This is a genomic window from Pandoraea sp. E26 (genome assembly GCF_000681415.1).
Classification (GTDB): Bacteria; Pseudomonadota; Gammaproteobacteria; order Burkholderiales; family Burkholderiaceae; genus Pandoraea; species Pandoraea pnomenusa.
The window spans coordinates 73,275-96,141 of record NZ_AYXJ01000030.1 but is presented as its reverse complement, the minus strand read 5'-3'; the positions used below and the strand labels follow the sequence as shown (position 1 = coordinate 96,141).

The window sequence follows — 22,867 nt, the reverse complement described above, 5'->3', positions numbered from 1 at the left end:
TTTCGTGGCGCCCGGTCGGCATGCGTGGCGATGCGTACGCTAGCATCGCCGCCATATTTGCCATGGGACCCCGCACACCGGGACGCCGGTTCGTGTGCCCATCCGGCCATCTTCACAGCGCTCGGCCACGACCGCAGCGCAACGCTTACGTATCGCTGCAAATGACTTCACGCGCAATGGGGATGCACGTGGCACGAGCTTCGGCGACAGCGCCCGTGGCTTGCCGCACTCGGACAGACGCCGCACCGGGCGGCGTACACGCGCCCGCGCGCCCGCGCGCTGCGGCCGTGACCGGGAGTCCGTCACGATGAGCCGCATCGCCCTGACCCTCTCCGATACCGCCCTCGCCGACCTGAGGAAGGATTTCGACGCCTTCGTGCGCATCAGCGCCGCCGTCGATCGCCACTTCACCCCGCCGCCGTTCGACGACTTCCTGCGCGCCCGCTTGCTCGACAGCACCGTGCCGCTCACCGAAGCCGCCGTGGCGCAACTGCTCGCCGGCGGCCACTACGCCTGGGCAAAACGCACCTTCGACAAGCAATTCCCCGACGTCGTCTCGATCATCCTGAATCAGGCGCGCCAGCACGGGTTCTATTTCGTCTCTCGCCCCGAGTGGACGCGCGAGGACATGTCGCGCCAGGCAAGCCGCTGGGCCGAAGGCATCGTGCGCGAGGCGAAAGGCGAGGAGCGCATCGTGGAATCGCTCGCCGGTCAGATCGTCAGTTCGGCGCAGGACCTGCGCGCGCTCGAAGCCACCCTGCAAACGCCCGCGTGGCGCACCGCTTCGGTGCTTCGCGAACGCGTTTTCGAGGCCAAGCGCGCCGTCGAGTCGGTGCGCCCGCTGCAAGCCCGCGAGAAGCTCGGCGAATTGCGTGCGCTATTGGACCTGGCGGTGATTTACGGGTCGATCGGCACTCAGGAGGCCGAACAGATTCTGGAGTACCTGCGGGTGTTGCGTCCGGAACTGTTCAACGACGATCCGGGAATCTTCGAGCGCCTGGCCGCATGGCTGCGCCGCCTGCTCACGCCGAGCGTCGCTCGCCCGAGCATTGCGCCGCCCGTGTCGCCGCCGCAACTCACTGAAGAAGCGCCGCATCAGACCCGCGACGCCTTGCAGTCCCCGATGACGCGCTAGCGCACTCGGCGCCCCTCGCGCGCATCGCGATGCGCGCGCCGGATGTCAATACCGCGCCGGGGTGCCGAATCGTGGCCGCCCGATCGAGGTGGCTACGCGTCGAGTTACCGCGTGCCCCTCATCGATTGAAGATCAGCGCCACGCCGGCGCTTGCGATCAGCGCCCCCCACCACGCGCCTGCCGCCGGACGCTGACGCGTGCGAATCCACAGCAGGGGCAGCACCATGACCGGCGTGGTCGCCGAGAGCGTTGCAATGACGCCCGTGTTGCCATGCCCCATGCCATAGAGCAGCAGCGTCATGCCGACGGCCACGCCGACGAAGCCCGACGCCGCCGTAAGCGCCAGCGTACCGGGCGTGAAATTGGCGAAGACGGCGCGCCCACGCCGTGCCGCGACGATCGTGAGACCCAGCGCCGACACCCCCACTCGAATGGCCGACGCCCCAACCGGGTCCACGCCCGCCGCCATCACCGGCTTGGCGATCAACGTGCCGATGGCGTGGCACAACGCCGCCGTCAGTCCGATCGCCACCCCCACCCGAACATCGCCGCGCACCGACTCCCAGTGGTGCGCATCGTCCCGGCGTCCGCCGAACGCGATCGCCAGCGCCACGCCCGCCGTCACCAGCGCCACCCCGGCCACCGCGCGCCATCCGAGCGACTCGCCGAGCCACGCATAACCGAGCACGGCGGTCATCGGTGCGTTCGTCGCGAAGATGATCGAATTGCGGCGCGGCCCGAGCCGGCCGAGCGAGGTGTACAGAATCGTGTCGCCCACGAGAATGCCGATCAGGCCCGACGCCGCGAGCCGCAGCCATTGTTCCAGCGTGAGCGACGGCCAGCCGCGCAGCACCGCGAGCGCAACGAGCAGCATCGCGAAGACCAGCAGCATGCGGGCGTAATTGAAGGGGAACGAGCCGGCCCGGCGAACAGGCGTGATGGCGATCATGCCGCTGCAGGCCCAGCAGAGGGCGGCGCCGAGCGCGGCGAGGTAGGCGAGTTGGGTCGTCATGGTCAGGGGGCGGGCGGCGCGGAGCCGCAACCGCCCCGCCGTTGGGACGCCATTATACGAGCCGCATGCCCCATTCGGGGGCATGAACGGCGCCCCGGACTCAGATATCTTCGTCGAGACGATGCAGCGCGTCGAACATCCCCCGATAAGCCGCGGCCACGCCGCGTGCCCCGCGCAACATGCGAAGACGCGACGCCGCATCGGGCTCGCCCGCCTCGGTCACCCATTGCGCAAGCAACGGCACGCTGGCGCTGACGCTCGCGTCGTGCTTCGCGTGCGCGCAGACCGCCGCGAATCCGTCGGCAGCCGAGGGGTACCGTTGTGCGAGGGCATCGAACTGTGCCTCGATTTCGCTGACCGCGCGCACGGTCGCCGGTGCCTGGCAGAGCGCACAGCACCCGACGTACGACGCCATGTCGCCCGCCGCCCCGATGATGAAATCGATCAGGGCGTGCGTGGTGTCGAACGCCCCGCTGTCGAGAAACGTGCGCGCGGCGGGACCGCACCGCAGCAGGCCCGCCGCGAGCATCGTGGCCTGCCCGCGCTGCTCGCGATACTGCCGCAGCAACAGCGGTCGCAACGCCATGTCGGTGCAGCGCTCGACCGCAATTCGATTGTGGACGTCCGCCCCCGCGGCGCGATGATAGAGCTGCGCAAGAAATGCCAGCACAAGGATCTCACTCGACTCGCCCTCGAGAAAGCGAGTCCAGAACGGCGCGGCGAAAATGCCGCGCACCCAGGCGTCGCAGATCTCGCCGAAGGCCGTCACGGTGCCGTCGCGCGTCGCGGGCAGCGCCTGCACCAGCCCTTCGTCGACGAGCGTCGCCAGCCAGGTGCCTGGCGCCGGCGCGTGCGTGAGGAGTACGCCATGCCGAAGGCGTTCGAGCCATGTCATGGTATCGGCGGGCGCGCCGTGCAGCGTACAGCACACCTCGTCCGACGCGACGCTCAGCGCCTGAACGTCGCCCGAGGCGCTGGCCCAACGCGCATGGGGCGAAGCGATCATCCAGACCGCGTCGTGGCCCGCCTCGGGCACGTCGCGCCGGGCCGGCGTCCCGCCACTCTCGGGAACGGCGCTCATCGGACGATCGCCCCGAGCAGGGTCAATCCTTCGGATGCCGTACGACGCACCACCTCCACCCGGAACGCCCGAATGCCGTCCTCGTCCATCGCGGGGGGCGGCGCCATGCGTTCGGCGCCATGACGCGCCGCTGCCCTCCCTCCAGCGCCGGAAGCCCGCGCGGGACCGTCAGGCATTCGTTCCCGCCGCGCCGCCTTCGCGGGCGAGGAAGGGGGGAGCACAACGGGCAAAAAGGGAAATGGCATCGGCGACGATTTGGACGACATGGCGGCTCCTGTCGAAACGCGGAAAAACACAGAATGCCCACCTTAGGAAGCGCTGGCAGCTTTCGGAAAGAACCCAGACTCTAGGATCTTTCACATGTCATGCCGTCACTCGCCCCGCGCGCGCGCCACATTCACCGCCCATCAAGGCTTTCCGCCATTCCGCTTCACGCATATCGAGCCACGCCCAGGTTCCCCGTCAAAATAAAATTTGAGATTTTTCCCATGCATGCGAGTCGATTTTCGGAAGACGCCGCGGCGCCATTCACACGCAGCGCGGTCGACGCGCCACGCCGCGCGAGTACAATCGTTCGCACGCCATACGTCGCCACACGGGGAGTGCCAGCCATGCATCTTTATCAGCGTTTGCCGATCTTCGTTTTCGAGATCGAAGCGTGCGAGAACTTGAAGTACATCACGATGGCGATCCGCTTCAATCTGGATCGCAACGGCCTGCATCTTTCGCTGGCCGACTGGCAGCGCCTGCCGCAGGAAGCGCGCAATACGCTGGCGTCGTGCGTGCCCGGCGACGATGACTTCGCGGCGCGGCTGGCGGAAATCGCCCGCGACCATCTCGGACAGGCGGTCGAACGCTGCGAGGATGCCGCGTCCACCGCATGGCAGGATACGAACGCCTTGCCCCCGGGGCTGCTCAGGCAATGCGAGATGGCCGACTTGCTGCCACCCGACGTCGGCGACTGGGCTACGCTCACGCCGTTTCGTCGCTATGTACTCACGAAGCTGTCGCGCCGCGACACGCTCAATCACTGCTTCGTGCCTGCCATGCTCGAGTTCGGGCTGGCACAAACCCAGGCCGGGATCTAAGCGCCCACGGCACGCCAGGTTGGGACGCGCACCTCGGCCAGGCCCCAAGGCGGGCCGCGCGGCGGTGCGCCAGCGGGAGAGTCACGCCACCCGATGGCATCCCTGATGGCGTTTCGCCCTCCCCAGCCTACCCGTCCTTCCCGTCCTTCCCGCCTTTCCCGTCCGATGCGTCTGATGCGGCCGATGCGTCGTGCACTGCGCCGTCGCCGATCCGTGTGCGCGGTCGTGTTGCCCGGTTTCGACCGGGGGTCGGTTGTCGTTGATGTTGGCTCAACCGAGCATCACTTATGCGTCATCATACATCCAAGGTTGAGCCGGTCCCATATGCTGCAACGGTTCCGACAGGATCAGGGCAAACGCCTATAAAACCTCCATCATTGTTGTTTCCGGGTTTATCCCACTGCCGTTCGACACCGCCCCCTCTTGTCCGGCGTCATCACATGTTATACGATGACATATAACTAAGCGCCGAGCGCTGGTTGAGCGCCATCTTTCTTCATCGAATCCGGCCTTGTTGCCGACAGGAACTCTTGAAATGACCGCACCTCAAGAACTCAAGCAGATCGTCTCCGACGGCTTGTTGTCTTTCCCCGTGACCGACTTCGACGCCCACGGCGACTTCGATGCCCGTGGCTACGCCGCGCGCCTGGAGTGGCTCTCGCCGTTCGGCGCAACGGCGCTCTTCGCGGCGGGCGGCACGGGCGAATTCTTCTCGCTCACCCCGCAGGACTACAGCGCCGTGATCAAGACGGCGGTCGATACCTGCGCGGGCAAGGTGCCGATCCTGGCCGGTGCGGGTGGACCGACGCGCATGGCGATCGCCTATGCGCAGGAAGCCGAGCGCCTCGGCGCCAAGGGGGTGCTGCTCATGCCGCACTACCTCACCGAGGCGAGCCTCGACGGCATTGCCGCTCACGTCGAACAGGTCTGCCGGTCGGTGAACATCGGCGTGATCGTCTACAACCGCGCCAATTCGAAACTGGGCGCCGACGAGCTGGAACGCCTGGCCGACGCCTGCCCCAACCTGATCGGCTTCAAGGACGGTGTGGGCGACATCGAGCGCATGGTGCAGATCCGTCGCCGCATGGGCGAGCGCTTCTCGTATCTCGGCGGCCTGCCCACGGCGGAAGTCTATGCCGCGGCCTACCGCGCGCTGGGCGTGCCGGTGTATTCCTCGGCCGTGTTCAACTTCATTCCGAAAACGGCCATGGCGTTCTACCGCGCCGTGTGCGAGAACGATCAGGCCACCATGGGCCGCCTGCTCGACACGTTCTTCCTGCCCTACCTGGAAATCCGTAATCGCTGCCCGGGCTACGCGGTGAGTATCGTCAAGGCGGGAGCGAAGCTCGTCGGCCATGACGCCGGTCCGGTGCGTGCGCCGCTGACCGACCTGTTGCCGCAGGAAGTCGAAGCCCTCGACGCACTCATCAAGCAAGTCGAAGGCTAAGGAGCACAGGCATGCAGATCACTGGAGAGATGTTGATCGGTCGCGCCGACGTGCGCGGCAGTGCGGGCGCGCTCGAAGCCTTCGACCCGACGCGCGGCGAGCGACTCGCCCCCGCGTTCGGCGCGGGAACCGTGCAGGACGTCGAGCGCGCGTGCGAACTGGCCCGCGAAGCGTTCGATCCGTTCCGCACCCTGCCGCTCGAGCGACGCGCACAATTTCTCGAGGCCGTGGCGCAGGCGATTCTCGATCTGGGCGACGCGCTCATCGAACGCGCGCATGCCGAGACCGGTCTGCCTGTTGCACGCCTGCAAGGCGAGCGTGGCCGCACGGTCGGCCAGTTGCGTCTGTTTGCGCGCGTGGTGCGCGACGGACACTTCCTCGATGCCACCGTCGATCCCGCCCAACCGGCGCGCGAACCGATGCCGCGCAGCGACCTGCGGCTGGCGAAGATCGGCCTCGGCCCCGTCGCGGTGTTCGGCGCAAGCAACTTCCCGCTCGCGTTTTCCGTGGCCGGCGGCGATACGGCGTCGGCATTCGCGGCGGGCTGCCCCGTCGTGGTCAAGGCGCACTCGGCCCACCTCGGCACGTCGGAACTCGTGGCGCGCGCCGTACGCTCGGCCGTGCAGCAGCTCGATCTTCCGGAAGGCGTGTTCTCGCTGCTCGTCGGCGAAAGGGCCGTGGGCGAGGCGCTGGTCGCGCACCCGGCGATCGCGGCCGTGGGATTCACCGGATCGCGCACGGGCGGGCTCGCACTGCAACGCATCGCGCAAGCGCGTGCGGTGCCGATTCCCGTTTATGCCGAGATGAGCAGCATCAACCCCGTGTACTTGCTTCCGGAAGCTCTGGCCGCGCGCACGGACGCCATCGCCCGGGGCTTCGTGGACTCGCTCACGATGGGCGTCGGTCAGTTCTGCACCAATCCCGGATTGGTGCTGGCGATGTCGGGTGCGTCGCTCGAGCGATTTTGCGCCGTCGCGACCGAAGCCCTCGGCGCGAAGGCCGCCGGCACCATGCTCACACCGGGCATTCACCGGGCGTACGACACCGGCGTGGCGCGGCTGTCCGGCGAATCCGAGGTGACGCTGCTCGCGAAGGGCCAGACGGGCGGCGCGTGCCAGGGACAAGCGGCGCTGTTCCGCACCACGGCGGCGGCATTTCTCGCGACGCCGGCACTGCACGACGAAGTCTTCGGGCCGGCCTCGGTGATCATCGCCTGCGACACCGTCGACGAAATGATCGCCATCACGGAACGTCTGGAAGGCCAACTTACCGCCACGCTGCAACTCGATGCCGGCGACACCGCCATCGCGCGCCGCCTGTTGCCGGGGTTGGAGCGTCGCGCCGGACGCATTCTCGCCAACGGCTTCCCCACGGGCGTGGAAGTCTGTCATGCCATGGTGCACGGCGGCCCCTTCCCCGCCACGTCGAACGCGATGTTCACCTCAGTCGGCGCGTCGGCCATCGACCGCTTCCTGCGTCCAGTGTGCTATCAGGATCTACCTGACGCCTTACTGCCCGACGCCCTCAAGGAAGGCAATCCGCTCGGCTTGTGGCGCCTTCGCGACGGCGTACGCTCGCAGGCGTGACCGCGCGGCCCCGACAGGGGCCGGCGTCGCAGCACCGGCCGCAGCGCAAAACGCCCTCGATTCGAGGGCGTTTTGCATCAAGTGGCGCGGTTCGACGCCGTCAGCGAGTCCCGTGCGCCGACAACGCGTATCGCACTCGCGGGCTGAACGCTCCCCCTTGACGTCACCCGTTGAATTCGCGCATCGGCATCGATCAAAGATACGGTTTACGAGGACGCCTGCGACCGGGTCCCGTCGGTTCCATCGGGCGGCAGCGCCAGACCGTACAACGGCGCCACGGCCCCTTCGGCGAGCGCCTTTGCCACCGCCTTCAGATCGACCGAACTGCCCGGCGCGCCGATGAGCGCGTAACCGAGCTTGCCCTTGCGCCACGTCACCACGCCCATGCCGTCGATCGTCTGCTCGGCCACGCCCTGATCCGCACGCCCGTCACGCACCACGCACAAGGCGATCGGATCGCCGACGTGCGGCAGATAGACCATCTGCACCAGCGCCCGATCCTGCCAGCGAAGGCGCTGCACGCGCTTGAACGAGAGCCCCTGCGCGGTCAGGTCGGGCACGCGGATGTCGAGGCTGTCGCTCTGGCGGATGTCTCGCACCGTCTGCTCGACATCGCGCGCCTCCACCGGCAAGTCGGCAACGGTGTCGCGCACGTACAACTGCTGATAGTCGGCCGCCGCACGCACCCATGTCACGCCCTGCGGCGATTTCGGCGGTGCGTCAACGGCGGCCGTGGTCATCGGACCGGCACCGGCATTTTCGCCAGGTCGCGACAGCACGCCGGAGACGATCGGCAACGCGACCACGGTGGCCGCCACGCCGGCCGCAAACGCAGCGCCCAACCACCACGCGCGTACCCGCCGGCCCCCTCGAGGCTCGTTGGCCGCGGGCGTTCGCCGCGTGTCATCGTGCTTTCCGCTCGCGGGCAGCTCGCTCGCCGCCTCCGTCCGGGCCGCGGACGTCTGGCGCTGCGCATGCTCACGCAACAACGCGTCGAGCCCGGCGCTCAGCCGTTCCGGCACCGGCGGCATCACTTGCGCCGCGAACGTCTCCCGATATGGCAGGCGCGACGCGCGCAGCGACGCCACCACGTCAGCGAGCACCGGAGACGCCGCGATGGCCGCCTCCACGTCGGCTCGCGCTTCGGGGGACAGCGCTTCGTCGACGTACGCGAGCAGGCGGATATCGTCTTCGTTCATCACGCGTCCTCCTCTCGTGCGCCGAATGTCGGGCCGGAACTGCGGGAACTGCCGGAAGCGCCGGCATCGGGGGCATGGCGGCCATGTTCCCCGGATTGGCGGAACTGCTCGCCGATGGTGCGGCGTGCGCGCGAGAGCCGACTCATCACGGTGCCGACGGGCACGTCGAGCACCAGCGCCGCCTCGTGGTAAGTCAGGCCTTCCACGGCAACGAGCAGCATCACGAGCCGCTGCGCCTCAGGCAGCCTGTCGACAGCGCCGAACACCTGGCGATAGCTCGCGAGGTCCTCGGGCGTGGAGGCGTGCAGATCGGGGACGGTCTCGACGTCGGCGTCCTCCCAGGCGAGACTGCCGCGCGAGCGCACACGGCGTGCGCGGATCTCGTTGATCCACGTGGTGTGCACGATGCGATACATCCAGCTCAGGGCCGAGGTACCCGGCTGCCATTGATGCGTGCGCTCGAGGGCATGCACGCAGGCGCGTTGCACGAGATCTTCCGCGTCGTGGCGGTCGCCCGAAATGCGCAACGCGAACGCCCAGAGGCGTGGCAGCAAATCCGGTAGCAGGCTCGGCAAATCCTGGGCGGTCATCGGCGCATGTCCTGACGGAGGAGGCGCGGCGGCAAGCCGGCGCGAAGCATCGTCAGCGCGCATCGCCAACGCCTGCCGCGAAATTATATCGAGCCGGCGCGGCGCTGCACTGCGCCGCATGGCATCGATGGCCGCCCACACCGCCCTCACGTTCCCACTCCACGCCGCACGGGCGCCATGCGCCCGCTCGCTGGCGCCTCAGGGCTTGACGACGTGCCACACGTCCTTGAAGCCGTCCCCCTTCATCTCGCCGGGCGCGGTGTCCTTGCTGAACAAGTAAACGGGCTTGCCCTTGTAGGCCCACTGCTTCGTGCCGTCGTCGCGCGTGACGATGGTGTAGTCGCCCTCGGCCTTCGCGCCGGCGGGTGCCATCACCGGCGGCCAGGCCTCGGCGCACGGGCCGTTGCAGGCGCTCTTGCCACTGCCTGCCACATCCTTGTCGAAGGTGTAGACAGTGTGGTTCTTGCCGTCGACCAGCATGCCGCTCATTGCCTTGAGCGGGGCCTCGGCGTGGGCCGCGACGGCCCCGAGAAGGCCGGCGGCGGCCACAAGCGCGGACAGGACGGCGGACATCGATTGACGTTGGTTCATGGCATTGGCTCCTTGGATGAATGTCGATGACGACACTCTCAGAACGCCTGCCGCGCACGTGTTATTCCCCGCGTCGGTCGATATTTTTCTGCTGCGACGCAACATACCGACCGAACGCAATGCCGTTGTCCGGGCACCACTGCCCGGACAGGCCCGGCCTTGCTGCGATCACTCGCCCTTGGGCGCCTCCTTGACCCGGCTGACGAGCTGCGTCGGGCTTACGAACTGCAACGCTATCAGCACCCACAGCAGCGTGATGGCCATGTAGATCATCGCCATTGCGTCAATGGACTGTGGCGCACGCACCCCGGTCGAGAACACCGCGTAGTACAGCGCGACCACGAGCGTCTGCGTGTCCGGCCCCGCGGTAAAGAACGTGAGTTCGAACATGCCGATCGTGCGCACCAGCACCAGCAGTCCGGCCGCGAGAATGCCGGGCACCAGCAACGGCAACAACACGTGACGGAAATACTTGAAAGTGTTGGCGCCGAAGATGCGCGCCGCCGCTTCGAGATTCGGGTCGATCTGCTCGATGAACGGCGTCATCACGAGAATCACGAACGGCAGCGATGGCACGAGGTTCGCCAGGATCACACCGGTCAGCGTGCCACCCAGTCCGACCTTGTAGAGCACCGTTGCCATCGGGATGCCGTACGTGACCGGCGGGACCATCAGCGGCAACAGGAAGACCAGCATCGCGAGCTTCTTGCCGGGGAACTGCGCACGCGCGAGCGCGTACGCCGCAGGCACGCCCAGTGCGATCGACAACAGCACCACGGCACCCACGACCTCGACGGTCACCCACAGCACGTCCGCCAACTGGAAGTCCCGCCACGCCTGCGCGTACCAATGCAGCGTGAAACCCTCGGGCAGCGGCGTGCCGAACCAACGGGTGGCGACCGAGTTCATCGTCACGGTCGCGATCATCAGCCCCACGTTGACCAGGAAGAAGATCATTGCGCCCCACACCAGCATGCGCCACAGACGCGATCCCGGCCCTTCGCGGCGCGTCTTATGCCGCGACGCGGGCGCCGCGGCGGCCGGGCTCACGGAAGAAGGGGTCGTCATGAAGTCTCCATTCTGCGCGGCCAGCGTACCGGCCAAAGGCTTTTTCGTCGCGTTCATCCCTTGCCTCCCGTGGTCGGACCGCTGTAGAACGCCCGGCGCGCGCCGAGCATGCCTGCCACGATCAGCAACTGCACGAAGCCCATCACGATTGCCACGCACGACGCGAGCGAATAGTCATAACTTTCGAACGCCGCCTCGTAGGCTGCGATCGACACCACGCGCGTGGCGCCTGCGGGCACCCCGAGCAGCACGGCCGACGGGAACACCGAAAACGCCTGCACGAACGACAGGCATGCCGCCATCGTCAGCCCCGGCACGAGCAACGGCAGATAGATCAGGCGGAACTGCTGCCAGGGTCCGGCGCCGAGCGTGCCGGCCGCGCGCGCAAGCGTGGGGTCGATGCCCGTCACGTACGACAGGATCAGCAGGAATGCAAACGGAAATCCCGAAATCACCAGCGAGATCAGCACGCCCCAGTAGTTGTGCGTGAGACGAACCTCGTCGTGATACAAGCCCAGGGCGTGCAACGCCTGCGGGAACCAGCCATTGGGCCCGTAGTAAGTCAGCATGCCGTCGGCGATGAGCACGGTGCCGAGCGTGACCGGCACCACCAGCAACATCGTCACGAACTTCGACGCCCGCGTGCTCTTGCGAAGCGCGAAGGCCGCCGGCACCGACGCCCCCACGTTGATCAGCGTCGCGGGCACCGCGAGCTTGAGCGTGATGAGCACCGTCGGCCACAGCGTCGGTTCGCTGAAGAACTTCAGATAGTTCGCAAACACGCCACCGCCGTCCATCGGCTGGAACGACAGGAACAGGCCGTAGGCGAACGGGTACACGAACATCGCCACCAGGCATACGAGCGCGGGCGCGACCAGCCAGCCACGGCCGTCGAAGCGTGGGGCCGGCGTCATCGAGACGCCGGCAGAGGGTGCCACGGTACTCATGCGCGTTCCCCTGCGTAGACGAGCGTGCGTTCGGCCGGCACACACAGCGGTACGCGCTCACCGACCGCGTAGTCGCCGGGCAGGCGTGCATAGAGCTGGCCGAACGGCGACGCCACGCGCAACAGCGAATCGCGACCGCCGTACTCGACCGTCTCGACCACCGCCTCGAAGGCGTTGTCGTTGGCCGCCGGAGCGCGCTCGAAGTCGTCCGGACGGATCGCCACGCTGACCTTGCCTCCGGTGCCCGGCGGTTCCATGAGCACGCCGTCGAACGACGCGTCGCCGCACGACACGCGCGCGTGATCGCCCTGTGCCGAGGTGATCGACACGTCGAGCACGTTGCGATAGCCCATGAAGCGCGCCACATGCAGATTGCGCGGGCGCGCGTACACATCGCGCGGCGCGCCGATCTGCTGGACCACGCCTTCCTTCATCACCACGATACGGTCGGCCATCGACAGCGCTTCGTCCTGATCGTGCGTGACGTAGATCGTGGCCCGGTCCAGCTTGCCGTGAATGCGGCGGATCTCGGCACGCATCTCGATGCGCAGCTTGGCGTCGAGGTTCGAGAGCGGCTCGTCCATCAACACCACCGGCGGCTCGATCACGATGGCGCGGGCGATCGCCACGCGCTGCTGTTGTCCGCCCGAGAGCTGGCCGGGCAACTTGCGCTCATGGCCGACGAGCTGCACGAGCTGCAAGGCTTCGCGCGAGCGCGCTTCGATCTCGGCGCGCGGCACGCCGCGCATGCGCAGGCCGAAGCCGACGTTATCGAGCACGCTCATGTGCGGAAACAGCGCGTAGTTCTGAAAGACCATGCCGAAGCCGCGCTTCTCGCTGGGCAGCACGTCGATACGCTCGTCGTCGAGCCAGATCGCGCCGCCCGTGAGCGGCGTCAATCCGGCAATGCAGTTGAGCGCGGTCGACTTGCCGCAGCCCGACGGCCCGAGCAAGGCGATGAACTCGCCGCGCTCGATGGTCAGGTCCAGGCCGTTCAGGGCAGCCACGGACTGCCCCTCGGCGTTGGTGAAACTGCGCGCGACGCTATCGAGACGCAGATGTTGAAAGTTGTGCTTCATTGACGACTCCGATCGCTCCGATCACTTCGATTTCAGTGCACCGATCTCGGCATCCCACTTCTGGAACGCCGCGACCATCGCCGTCGCGTCGAGCGGCACGGCGTGCGGGTAGTCGGCAATGAGCTTCGCGTACTCCGGACGGCCGTACTTCGCGATCACTTCCTGGCTCTTCGCCGGGGCGGCCGAGAGCGGCACGTCCTTCACCGCAGGACCCGGATAGAAGTAGCCATCGTCATACGTCAGCGCCTGCTGGGCCGGTTCGAGCATGAAGTTGATGAGCTTGAGAATGACCTCCATCTTCTCTTTCGACACGCCCTTCGGAACCACCATGTAGTGCGCGTCGTTGACCCACGTGAGCTTGTCGAATGCCTGCACCCGGAAGCTCGCCGGCACGATACCCAGCGCGCGCGGATTGATGTCCCAGCCCGTGACGGTCAGCGTCATGTCGCGGCTGCCCTCGCCCAATTCCTTCATCACCGCCGAGGTGCCGCCCGGATAGTACGGAATGCACGAATCGAGCTCCTTCAGGAACGCCCAGGTCTTGTCCCAGCCCTTGATCGGATCGTGCGGGTCCTTGTCGCCGAGCAGATACGGCAGCCCCATCAGGAACGTGCGCCCCGGGCCCGAATTGGCCGGGCGCGCGTATATCAGCTTGCCCGGGTTCGCCTTGCACCAGGCCAGCAGTTCGGCGGGCGTCTTCGGCGGCTGCGTCACCTTCGCCGGGTTGTACTCCACGAGCGGACCGGCGGGCATGAAAGTCACCGTCAGTCCGTACCCCTTCGAGAGATCCTGCATCGCGCGCACATTGGGCGGGTACTTGTCGAGCACGCCCGGCAGCTTCGCGCTGTAGTCGGGCAGCAGGCGCTGCCAGAGGTTCTGCTGTATCCCCGCGGCCAGCGCATCGGTGCCCGTGAGCACGATGTCGATATCGGCGCGACCGGCCGCCTGCATGGCCTTGATCTTGCCCGGCAACTGCGGCGCGGGCGCATTGGTAAACGTCATCCTGGAAACGAGATCCGGATACTTGTCGCGGAACGCCTCGAAGCCCTTTTGCGTGAGCGCGAGGTTGCCCGCCACATCCACGATGTTCAGCGCGACCGGCGCGGCGGTCGCGGTACCCGCCATGCTCCCCAATGCGGCGGCACATGCCAGTGCGCCAAGCGTGCGTTGCCAGAATCCCCTGCGACTGAAGGCCATGCTGTCTCCTCTTTGCGTTGAATTTCTCGTAAGTCATCATATGACTGAGGTCGCGAATTTGCAATCGGAAGACATGCCGAATCGCCTCAGAGATTTCCCTAACAGGGCGAGACAACCCCGATAATTCAGGCGTTTATCGGCGATCTCAACGAAGTTTCATGCCCTCGATCAGGGATATTACTGATAGAGGAATGATCGGCCGCTCACTAAATTACGGCCAGTCATACGATGACGTAAAAGCTACGTCGCAACCCCAAAACGACACCTCACCATGCCTCCGCGGCCGGTGGGGTCCAAGGACACGCCGCAGTGAAAATCCAACGCATCACGATCACCCCGATCGCTTTTCGCGATCCGCCGCTGCTCAACGCGGCGGGCATTCACGAGCCGTACGCGCTTCGCTCCATCATCGAAATCGAGACCGACAACGGGCATGTCGGATTGGGCGAAACCTATGGCGACGCGCCGATGCTGGCGCTGCTCGAGAACGCTCGCGAGAGCCTGATCGGCATGGACCCGTTCAACACCAACGGCCTGCGCGAGCGGGTCGCGGCAGTGGTTCGCCAGGGTGTGCGCGGCGAGCGCGTGGAGTACGAACTCGCGCCTGGCACCGATCCGCGCAAGGACGCCGAGAAGCTTTACTCCGCCTTCGAGGTCCCCTTTCTCGATTTGCAGGCACGTCACCTTGGTGTTCCGCTGGTCGAACTGCTCGGTGGCGCCGTGCGCGACGAGGTGCAATACAGCGCCTATCTGTTCTTCAAGTACGCGCAGCACATCGACGCGCCTTATGCGTCCGATCCGTGGGGCGAGACGCTGAACGCCGAACAACTCGTCGCGCAGGCGCGCACGATGATCGACACCTACGGTTTCGGCAGCATCAAGCTCAAGGCCGGCGTACTCGAACCCGCCGAGGAAGTGAAATGCCTCAAGGCGCTCAAGCGCGCCTTCCCCGACAAGCCGTTGCGCATCGACCCGAACGGCAACTGGTCGCTCGCCACCGCGATTGCGATGGGGCGTGAACTCGCGGGCGACCTCGAGTATTACGAAGACCCGACCCCGACACTCGAGGGCATGGCGCAACTGCATCGCGAGACCGGCATGCCGCTCGCCACGAACATGGTCGTGACCGATCTGCGCCAGTTCCGCGAGAACGTCCGCCTGAACGGCGCGCAGATCATTCTCTCCGACCACCACTACTGGGGCGGTCTGCGCGACACGCAGACGCTGGCGCGGATGTGCGAGACGTTCGACCTCGGCCTGTCGATGCACTCCAACTCGCATCTCGGCATCAGCCTGATGGCCATGACCCACCTGGCCGCGAGCGTGCCACGCCTGTCCTACGCCTGCGACACCCACTACCCGTGGCAGGCCCCCGACGAGGAGGTCGTGCGTGGCGGAAAGATCGCCATTCGCAACGGCGCGGTCGCCCTCACGCAGGCGCCCGGGCTCGGCCTGGAAATCGATCCGGACCAGTTGGCCAGGCTGCACGAGCAGTATCTGCGCTGCGGCTTGCGCACGCGCAACGACGCGGTCCAGATGCGCAAGTACCGCCCCGACTGGAGCGGCAAGGCCCCCCGTTTTTAGTACCGGTAGCACGCATCAGCGATTCACAGGAAGTCAACGAAAACACATCAGAAGAGGAGAAGTCGTGAGACATTCGAAACGGTTTGCCGGGCTGGTATGGGCCGGTCTCGCTGTCGGCGCCATGCCGGCATTCGCGCAGTCGAACGTGACGCTCTACGGGATCGTCGACGACGCATTGACGTATAGCAGCAACCAGAACGGCAGTTCCAACACGTATCTGCGCAACGGCAACCTCGCGGGCAGCCGCTGGGGCTTGCGTGGCACGGAAGATCTCGGTGGGGGCACCAAGGCGCTGTTCCAGCTGGAAAACGGGTTCGACGTCAATAACGGCACAATGAGTTCGTCGGGCGTGATGTTCAACCGCCAGGCGTTCGTCGGCCTGAAGAACGACCGGGTCGGCACGGTGACGATCGGCCGTCAGTACTCGCCGTACTACCTGATGGTCGGCACCATTGGCCCGACGTCTTACGTGACGGGCGCGACCGGCGCCCACCCGGGCGATATCGACGGCCTGGACACGACGATTCGCATCAACAACTCCGTCACGTACACCTCGCCGCTGCTCTGGGGGGTGACCGCGAGCGTGCAATACGGCTTCGGCGGACAGGCCGGCGCCATGAGCAAGGGCAACACATTCTCCGGCGCGCTGCGTTACGACGGCGGCCCCCTGTCGCTGGCGGCCGGGTACCTGCGCCTGAACAACATCGGTGGCGGCACCACGTGGAACAGCGCGTCGACAGGCGTGCCGGGCACGTCGGCCGTCAATCAGGGCTACGTCACCGCCGACTCGTTGCAGCACATCGCGGTGGCCGGCATCTATACGATCGGCAGCGTGACGCTGGGCGCCACCTACAGCAACGTGCAGTACAAGCCGGGCGCGGCGTCGCTCTTCCACGACACGGCGATCTTCAACACGGCGGGCGTGCATGCGTCGTGGACGGCGTCGCCGCAGTGGCGCCTGGCGGCGGCGTACAGCTACACGGCCGCGTCCAAGGCGAATGGCATCACCGATTCGGCGACCTATCACCAGATCTCGCTCGCACAGGTCTATTCGCTCTCGAAGCGCACGTCGCTGTACGCGCTCGAGGCGTGGCAACACGCGAACGGCAAGTCGCTCGCGGCAAACGCCACGAGCATCATCAACGCCGGCCCGGTGGTTGGCGATTCGCAGAACAGCACGCCGTCGGCCACGAGTTCGCAGTTCGTCGGCATGCTGGGGGTACGCGTCGATTTCTGACGCGCCAGGGTGTTCGCAATACGATCCGGGCGGCGCCGTGCGCGTGCCGCCCCGGATCGATCCGAAGGGTCGCGAGAAGTCGCACGAGGCAGCATTTTCGACCGCCGACGCCTGATGTGGACTGGGCCGTGGCGTTGGCGGTCGATTCTTATCGGTTGTCGTATGTATGCGACGGTCGATGAGGTAAACTGGGAGCGTTTTTTCACGCTCTCCACATTCGAACCGACGCCATGTCCATGTCCAGCTCGTTGCCCGCTCGTCCTCGCCGCAAGTCCCGCAGCCTCACCGAAGAGGTCGTGAGCGCCTTGTCCGAGCAGATTCGCAGCGGCACGTTCCGCCCGGGCGACAAGCTGCCGACCGAGTCGGCCATCATGGAAAGTCTGGGCGTCAGCCGCACCGTGGTACGCGAGGCCATCTCGCGACTGCAGGCGGCGCAGCTGGTCGAGACGCGTCACGGCATCGGCACCTTCGTGCTCGAGGCGCCGCGCGAGAACGCGCTTCAGGTCGATACCAACAGCATTCTCACCATGCTCGACGTGATGGCGATCCTGGAGCTGCGCATCTCGCTCGAGACGGAGGCCGCCGGGCTGGCCGCCAACCGTCGCACGGACACGCAACTCAAGCTGATGCGCCAGGCGCTCGACGACTTCGAGATGCATGTGCGCCAGCGCACGGGCAATGCCGTGACCGCCGACGTGGCATTTCACCTGCAAGTTGCCAACGCCACCGGCAACCGCTACTTCCACGACATTCTGGAGCAACTCGGCAACACGATCATTCCGCGCACGCGGGTGAATTCCGCCGCGCTGGCCGACGACGACCAGGTGTCGTACCTGAATCGCGTGAACCGCGAGCACGAAGACATCTACAACGCCATTGCGCGACGCGACCCGGAAGCGGCGCGCGCGGCAATGCGCACGCACCTCACCAACAGCCGCGAGCGTCTGCGTCGCGCTCAGGAATCCGCAGCCTCACCGAGCTGAGCCCGCGCGGCGCGAACGCGGCGAGTCCGTACGGATCGCTGCGAATCGCGCGGCGGTACCCTGCATCCATCTCGGCCGCTCCGGCCATGTCGATGCCGGCCATCGCCGTCTTCATTTCGCCCAGCGACGGCATCGCCACGCGATTCGGGCCGATTAGGCCGTCATCTTCGATGTCCGCTGCGACACGCGCCGAGGGTCGCGATCAGGGCGTCAGATGACTGGCCTCGTCGAGCAACCATCTGGCGAACGCCTGCATCGGTGACGCGCTCAACTCGATGGGGTCGGGCAGCACCAGACAAAAGCGCTTGGTGACCGCGCGGCTGTCCGGCCATGGCGTGATCAGGCGGCCCTGCGCCACTTCCGCGGCAATGTACAGACGTGGCACCAGCGCCACGCCAAGACCGGCAATGGCGGCTTCGATCAGCATGGAGTGAAGATCGAACCGCGCGCCCACCGCCGGGTTGGACAGGGCGATGCCGAACTCCTGCGCGTAGCGTTGCCAGGCATCCGGATTCTGACGTCGGTGCAGGCGAGGCAGTGCGTTGAGCGAGACGTGCTTGCCGGCGCCGGCGAGCAGCGCCGGACTGCACACCGGCACCAGCACTTCTTCCATCAACGCATGCACATGCATGCCCGCCCATGCCGGGTGCTCGAAATGGATCGCCGCGTCGAAGCCGCTTCCCGCCAGAAGAAACGGCTCGATGCGTTCGGCGATGTGCACCGTGATGTTCGGATGCTTGTCGTGAAAGTGCTTCAACCGGGGAATCAGCCAGCGGATCGCGAACGTCGGGCTTGCCGCCACGTCGAGGCTGGCACCCTCGCTGGGCTGCCCCATCAGGTAAAGACTGTCGCGCTCGAGCCGGTCGAGAATCTCGCGCACCTGCCCGGCGTAGCGAGCGCCATTGGGCGCGAGCCGCACGCGGTTGCCGATGCGCTCGAACAACGTGACGCCCAGGAACGCCTCCAGCCGCCCGATCTGGCGGCTGACCGCGCCCTCCGTACGCGACAACTCTTCGGCAGCGCGCGCGAAGCTGCCATGCCGGGCCGCCGCCTCGAAGGCCTGAAGCGCGGAATTGCTCGGAATCTTTCGGCTCATGAATGTCTCGCGGGTACAGGGTGGGTCGCCTTCAGCTTGAGCAAATGTCACTGAAGCCTGAGCATTATTCGATTTATTGACGGAAATCTGGAGCCTAGCATTACGTTACCGCAATGAACACGCGTTATCCGCGCCAACCCGTCAATGATCTACACCGTCGAATGCAGCTTCGCCGACCCCACTTGCGAAGCCGAATGGAACGACTTCTACAGTCTCGAGAAACTGCCGGCGCTCATTGGCGTGTCGGGATTTCACACATCGCAGCGCTTCAAGGCGATCAGTGACGGATGCCCGACTTATCTCGCGCTTCACACCGTGCACGGAATCGACGTGCTGCACGGCGAGGAGTATCGACGCAAAGGCGGCGGCAATTTCGCGAAGTGGCAGCCGCACATCACCGATTGGCACCGCAATCTGTACGGCGGCATCGGGCCGGCGCCGGCCGTGCAAGTCGACGAATGCCTCGCGCTCGACGCGCGCGGCCCCGAGCACCTGCATGCCGTGGGATTGGAACCATTGGCCATGCGCGCCGTGGCACTCGAGAAATCTCCGGCGCTACGTTGGCTCGCCGTACTGCCGCGGACAATGGCGCAAGCACTGCAGCGCGCCGGTCGGATCGCGAATGGCGTCTGTCTTTATGCACCGATGACGAAGCAGCTCACACACGCCGACGCGCTCGCGCGTCGCCAACGATGAACGGATCCGATATGTCGAATAGCGCCATTTTCCCCACACAACACGTCGGGGACTTCACGATCACTGCCATCAGCGACGGCTATCTCACCGCAAGTCTCGATCTTCTGTCGAACATCGACGCGCAAGACGCGTCCAGAATGCAGCGCGCCGCGGGACAGACGGAACCCGGCGCGATCCACATCAATAGCTACGTCGTGCGCGGCGCGGGCCGCACGCTGCTCATCGATGCCGGCGCCGGCGGCATCCGGCAATGGGGTGGGCGCCTGGTGGCGAATCTCAGGCGCGCCGGCATCCAGCCGGACAGCATCGATACGGTACTGCTCACCCACGCCCATCCGGACCATGTCGGCGGACTAGTGGACAGCGAAGGGCACGCGGCCTTCGGGAACGCGTCGCTCGTGGTGCATCGCAAGGAAATCGCATTCTGGCAGGACGACGCGAATCTCAACCGGGCCAACGAGCGCGCACGCGGGAATTTTCTGATCGCACGCACGGCGTTCGACGTATATCGCGACCGGCTTTGCCTCTTCGACGACGGCGAGGTGGCGCCCGGTATTCACGCGATGCCATTGCCGGGACATACCGAAGGGCACACGGGCTATGTGGTCGAATCGGGCGACGAGGGCCTGCTGGTCTGGGGCGACGTGGTGCACTTCCCGCACATCCAGATTCAGCGCCCCGAGGTTTCCATCGCCTTCGATCAGGACGCATCGCTGGCCGCCGTCACTCGTTCACGCCTGTTGGATCGTGTGAGCGCCGAACGCCTGCGCATCGCCGGGATGCATCTCGGCGAACTCGGGTTCGCGCGGATTGGTCGGGTCAATGGGGGATTCGATTTGCAGTACGAAGCATAGTCGCGCCCTCGGGGCGACGTTCTCGTGAAAGCCGTAAGACCTGCCGCGTCAGGGCCTTGCGATGTTCTGCAATTGACGAGCCGGTCCGGCCTCATGGATCGCCATGTCCTTCATCCACTGCTCGAAAGCGGACACGGCGGCATCGTCGGCGCGGTCGGCGTTCGTCACCAGCATGTAGTCGTCGGCACGCCATGCGGGCGACGCGATGGGACACACGAGGCGCCCTTCGGCGAGATCGCGCGCGATCAGCGGCAGCGACGCCAGCGCCACGCCCAGTCCCTCGATGGCTGCGCCCAACTGAAGATTCACGTGATCGAACTCGACGTGACGCGCCGCTCGCAGATCGGGAGCGCCCGCCTCCTTCAACCAGTGAGACCAGGCGGCGCGTGTCGTCGCGGAGTGGAGCAGTGTATGTTGACGCAGGTCGGCCACGTGCTGAATCGGATGCCGGCGCAGCAACGCGGGACTGCAGGCCGGGATGCGCACGTCGGGCATCAACGGCCGCGATACGACCCCCGCACCCTGCTCCGGACCGGAACGAACCCCGATATCGAACGCGTCGGCGACGTAGCGCAGCCTGCGCGATGTGGTCGACACCCTGACGTCGATGTCCGGGTATCGCGAGTGGAAATCGGCCAATCGCGGCAGCAACCAGCAGAACGCAAAACTCATCGGCACGTTCACCCGCACGACCCCGGATATCCGCTGCCTGGCCGTGTTGTGACGCAACCGCACCACCGCGGTACCGAGGGACTCGAACGCACTGCTCACGTCGCTCAGCAGCGCGGCGCCCTCGTCGGTCAACACGACACCCCGCGGCCGACGGTCGAACAGCGGCAGGCCGAACCAGTCCTCCAACAACCGGATCTGCTTTCCGATGGCCCAGTGCGTCACGTGCAGTTCCGCTGCCGCGCCCGCGAAACTGCCATGCCTCGCAACCGCATCGAAGGCACGCAATGCGTTGAGCGGGGGCAACTCGGTGCGGGACTTCGAAGCGCCTGGGTTCGCATTCATGACGTGACTTTTTCTCTCTATTGACGCGATTTTAGCTCAATTGAACTATCGGGCATCCCGGCCATAGAATTTTCCACATCGAGCCAGAAAGTGACAGCGCGAGCGGCTTTCGATGACAATCCGCCCCCCGCTCGCCCGGAGAGAATAACGATGCGCCTGCCGGTTTTTTCCCCTCCGCTTGCTCGGGAGGCCATGCCATCACGACCACGCGTGCTGTGGCTGTCCTGCGTTGCGCACGCCATGCACGACGGCTACACCGACATGATCTATGCGCTGCTGCCGGTGTGGCAGTCCGAATTCGGACTCGACTTTGCGGCTCTGGCGATCCTGCGCGGCATCTACGCAGGTGCAATGGCGGCATTGCAGTTGCCCGCCGGATGGCTGGCACAGCGACTGGGCAGTCGCGTCACGCTTGCCAGCGGTACGCTCCTGGCCGCGCTCGGCTACGCCATCGCAGGCATGTCCGGCGGCCTGATCGGTTTGTGCGTGGCGCTGGCGATCTCGGGCAGCGGATCGAGCACGCAGCACCCCATCGCATCGGGCGCCGTCTCGCGCACCTTCGGACGCGATGCAAGAGGTCCGCTCAGTCTTTACAATTTCTCCGGCGACCTCGGAAAGTCGATCCTTCCGGCGGCCATTTCGGTGCTCGTGACAGTAATGTCGTGGCGACACGCGCTATGGATCGTCGCCGCCATGGGCGCCATTGTTGCGGCCGTCATCGTACTCATGTTTCCCGCCGTCCCCCGCAGCGCCGGCACGGCGGCGGAAGCGGAAGCGGAAGCGGAAGCGCCGCCCGGGCAACGCGGTGATCGCGGAGGTACCGGAAAGCGCGGATTTTCCACCCTGTTTTCCATCGGCGTGCTGGACACGGCGGTCCGCATGGGGCTGCTAACCTTCCTGCCTTTCCTGCTGGAGGCCAAGGGCATCTCGCCTGGACTTCTTGGAACAGCGCTCGCGCTGGTCTTCGTTGGCGGCGCGGCGGGCAAGTTCGTCTGCGGCTGGCTGGGGGCGCGCATGGGGGTGGTGCGCACGGTGTTGTTCACCGAGGGCGGCACCGCTGTGAGTATCGTCGCGCTGATCTACCTGCCGCTGCCCCTCGCCATGGTGCTGCTGCCGATGCTGGGCATGATGCTCAATGGCACATCGTCGGTGTTGTACGGCACCGTTCCGGAGTTGACGGCGCCCGAAGGCGCCGAGCGCGCATTCGCGATTTTCTACACGGGCACGATTGCGTCCGGCGCGATATCGCCGGTCCTTTACGGCTTTCTGGGCGACGGCATCGGCGTGCAGGCGGCCACCTACGCGACCGCGCTCACCGCCCTGGCGATCGTTCCTCTTGCCCTGGCCCTGCGCCCTCACCTTGCAGATGATCGAACCGGATGA

At 66.2% G+C, this 22,867-nt stretch carries 21 protein-coding genes; 10 read left to right on the top strand and 11 right to left on the bottom strand.

The genetic code is table 11. From position 1 onward, the window contains the following. The first annotated feature begins 307 nt into the window (after positions 1 to 307). Complete coding sequence (locus W930_RS0119090; protein ID WP_023872182.1) at positions 308 to 1,135, top strand: DUF4088 family protein; 828 nt, start codon at positions 308 to 310, stop codon at positions 1,133 to 1,135. A gap of 118 nt (positions 1,136 to 1,253) precedes the next feature. Here W930_RS0119090 and W930_RS0119085 read toward each other — a convergent pair whose 3' ends face one another. Both W930_RS0119085 and W930_RS0119080 read right to left on the bottom strand, forming a co-directional pair. Beyond that, the gene (locus tag W930_RS0119085; RefSeq protein ID WP_024788598.1) at positions 1,254 to 2,147 is read right to left on the bottom strand and encodes a DMT family transporter; all 894 of its coding nucleotides are present in this window, start codon (positions 2,145 to 2,147) and stop codon (positions 1,254 to 1,256) included. 100 nt (positions 2,148 to 2,247) lie between these two features. Beyond that, the gene (locus W930_RS0119080; protein WP_023872184.1) at positions 2,248 to 3,228 is read right to left on the bottom strand and encodes a hypothetical protein; all 981 of its coding nucleotides are present in this window, start codon (positions 3,226 to 3,228) and stop codon (positions 2,248 to 2,250) included. 611 nt (positions 3,229 to 3,839) lie between these two features. Between W930_RS0119080 and W930_RS0119070 the strand changes: the two genes are divergently transcribed. The 3 genes from W930_RS0119070 (at position 3,840) to W930_RS0119060 (ending at position 7,349) form a co-directional block, all read left to right on the top strand. Continuing rightward, positions 3,840 to 4,316: a nitrate reductase associated protein gene (locus W930_RS0119070; RefSeq protein ID WP_023872185.1), complete on the top strand. Its 477-nt coding sequence runs from the start codon at positions 3,840 to 3,842 to the stop codon at positions 4,314 to 4,316. Positions 4,317 to 4,851: 535 nt separating this feature from the next. After that, complete coding sequence (kdgD, locus tag W930_RS0119065) at positions 4,852 to 5,763, top strand: 5-dehydro-4-deoxyglucarate dehydratase (RefSeq protein ID WP_023594456.1); 912 nt, start codon at positions 4,852 to 4,854, stop codon at positions 5,761 to 5,763. Between the two features lie 11 nt (positions 5,764 to 5,774). Continuing rightward, positions 5,775 to 7,349 (top strand): aldehyde dehydrogenase (NADP(+)), encoded by a 1,575-nt coding sequence (locus tag W930_RS0119060; RefSeq protein ID WP_023872186.1) that lies wholly within the window; start codon positions 5,775 to 5,777, stop codon positions 7,347 to 7,349. Positions 7,350 to 7,555: 206 nt separating this feature from the next. On the opposite strand, the gene W930_RS28150 is transcribed toward W930_RS0119060, so the two are convergent. From W930_RS28150 to W930_RS0119025, 7 genes are all read right to left on the bottom strand, one after another. Then, positions 7,556 to 8,548 carry an anti-sigma factor gene (locus W930_RS28150; protein ID WP_023872187.1) on the bottom strand — a complete coding sequence of 331 codons (993 nt, stop codon included), beginning with the start codon at positions 8,546 to 8,548 and terminating at the stop codon, positions 7,556 to 7,558. Next, positions 8,548 to 9,138 carry an RNA polymerase sigma factor gene (locus W930_RS0119050; RefSeq protein ID WP_023594453.1) on the bottom strand — a complete coding sequence of 197 codons (591 nt, stop codon included), beginning with the start codon at positions 9,136 to 9,138 and terminating at the stop codon, positions 8,548 to 8,550. The genes W930_RS28150 and W930_RS0119050 overlap by 1 nt, the downstream gene beginning before the upstream one ends. Positions 9,139 to 9,336: 198 nt before the next feature. After that, a complete protein-coding gene (locus W930_RS0119045) occupies positions 9,337 to 9,729 on the bottom strand; it encodes a hypothetical protein (RefSeq protein WP_023594452.1) in 393 nt (130 codons plus the stop codon). A 168-nt stretch (positions 9,730 to 9,897) separates the two neighbouring features. Further along, a complete protein-coding gene (locus W930_RS0119040) occupies positions 9,898 to 10,797 on the bottom strand; it encodes an ABC transporter permease (protein WP_231107033.1) in 900 nt (299 codons plus the stop codon). Between the two features lie 53 nt (positions 10,798 to 10,850). Next, positions 10,851 to 11,744 (bottom strand): ABC transporter permease, encoded by an 894-nt coding sequence (locus W930_RS0119035; RefSeq protein WP_023872190.1) that lies wholly within the window; start codon positions 11,742 to 11,744, stop codon positions 10,851 to 10,853. Then, positions 11,741 to 12,823, bottom strand: coding sequence for an ABC transporter ATP-binding protein (locus W930_RS0119030; RefSeq protein WP_023594449.1), 1,083 nt, complete (start codon positions 12,821 to 12,823; stop codon positions 11,741 to 11,743). The genes W930_RS0119035 and W930_RS0119030 overlap by 4 nt, the downstream gene beginning before the upstream one ends. Before the next feature lie 21 nt (positions 12,824 to 12,844). Then, on the bottom strand, positions 12,845 to 13,948 hold the full coding sequence (locus tag W930_RS0119025; RefSeq protein WP_223272247.1) for an extracellular solute-binding protein: 1,104 nt from the start codon (positions 13,946 to 13,948) through the stop codon (positions 12,845 to 12,847). A gap of 381 nt (positions 13,949 to 14,329) precedes the next feature. On the opposite strand from W930_RS0119025, the gene W930_RS0119020 reads away from it, so the two are divergent. The 3 genes from W930_RS0119020 (at position 14,330) to W930_RS0119010 (ending at position 17,824) form a co-directional block, all read left to right on the top strand. Continuing rightward, positions 14,330 to 15,604, top strand: a complete 1,275-nt coding sequence (locus tag W930_RS0119020; RefSeq protein ID WP_023594447.1) for a glucarate dehydratase family protein — start codon at positions 14,330 to 14,332, stop codon at positions 15,602 to 15,604. A 64-nt stretch (positions 15,605 to 15,668) separates the two neighbouring features. Continuing rightward, entirely contained in the window at positions 15,669 to 16,841 is a 1,173-nt protein-coding gene (locus W930_RS0119015) for a porin (RefSeq protein WP_023872191.1), read from the top strand. A gap of 236 nt (positions 16,842 to 17,077) precedes the next feature. Continuing rightward, complete coding sequence (locus tag W930_RS0119010) at positions 17,078 to 17,824, top strand: FadR/GntR family transcriptional regulator (protein ID WP_024788599.1); 747 nt, start codon at positions 17,078 to 17,080, stop codon at positions 17,822 to 17,824. A gap of 202 nt (positions 17,825 to 18,026) precedes the next feature. On the opposite strand, the gene W930_RS0119000 is transcribed toward W930_RS0119010, so the two are convergent. Continuing rightward, on the bottom strand, positions 18,027 to 18,920 hold the full coding sequence (locus W930_RS0119000; protein ID WP_023594443.1) for a LysR substrate-binding domain-containing protein: 894 nt from the start codon (positions 18,918 to 18,920) through the stop codon (positions 18,027 to 18,029). 144 nt (positions 18,921 to 19,064) lie between these two features. On the opposite strand from W930_RS0119000, the gene W930_RS0118995 reads away from it, so the two are divergent. Then, positions 19,065 to 19,616, top strand: coding sequence for a hypothetical protein (locus tag W930_RS0118995; protein ID WP_023594442.1), 552 nt, complete (start codon positions 19,065 to 19,067; stop codon positions 19,614 to 19,616). 11 nt (positions 19,617 to 19,627) lie between these two features. After that, a complete protein-coding gene (locus W930_RS0118990; RefSeq protein ID WP_023594441.1) occupies positions 19,628 to 20,470 on the top strand; it encodes an MBL fold metallo-hydrolase in 843 nt (280 codons plus the stop codon). A 48-nt stretch (positions 20,471 to 20,518) separates the two neighbouring features. Here W930_RS0118990 and gcvA read toward each other — a convergent pair whose 3' ends face one another. Then, positions 20,519 to 21,484, bottom strand: coding sequence for a transcriptional regulator GcvA (gcvA, locus tag W930_RS28145; protein WP_023872192.1), 966 nt, complete (start codon positions 21,482 to 21,484; stop codon positions 20,519 to 20,521). A 150-nt stretch (positions 21,485 to 21,634) separates the two neighbouring features. Between gcvA and W930_RS0118980 the strand changes: the two genes are divergently transcribed. Further along, the gene (locus W930_RS0118980) at positions 21,635 to 22,867 is read left to right on the top strand and encodes an MFS transporter (RefSeq protein WP_023872194.1); all 1,233 of its coding nucleotides are present in this window, start codon (positions 21,635 to 21,637) and stop codon (positions 22,865 to 22,867) included.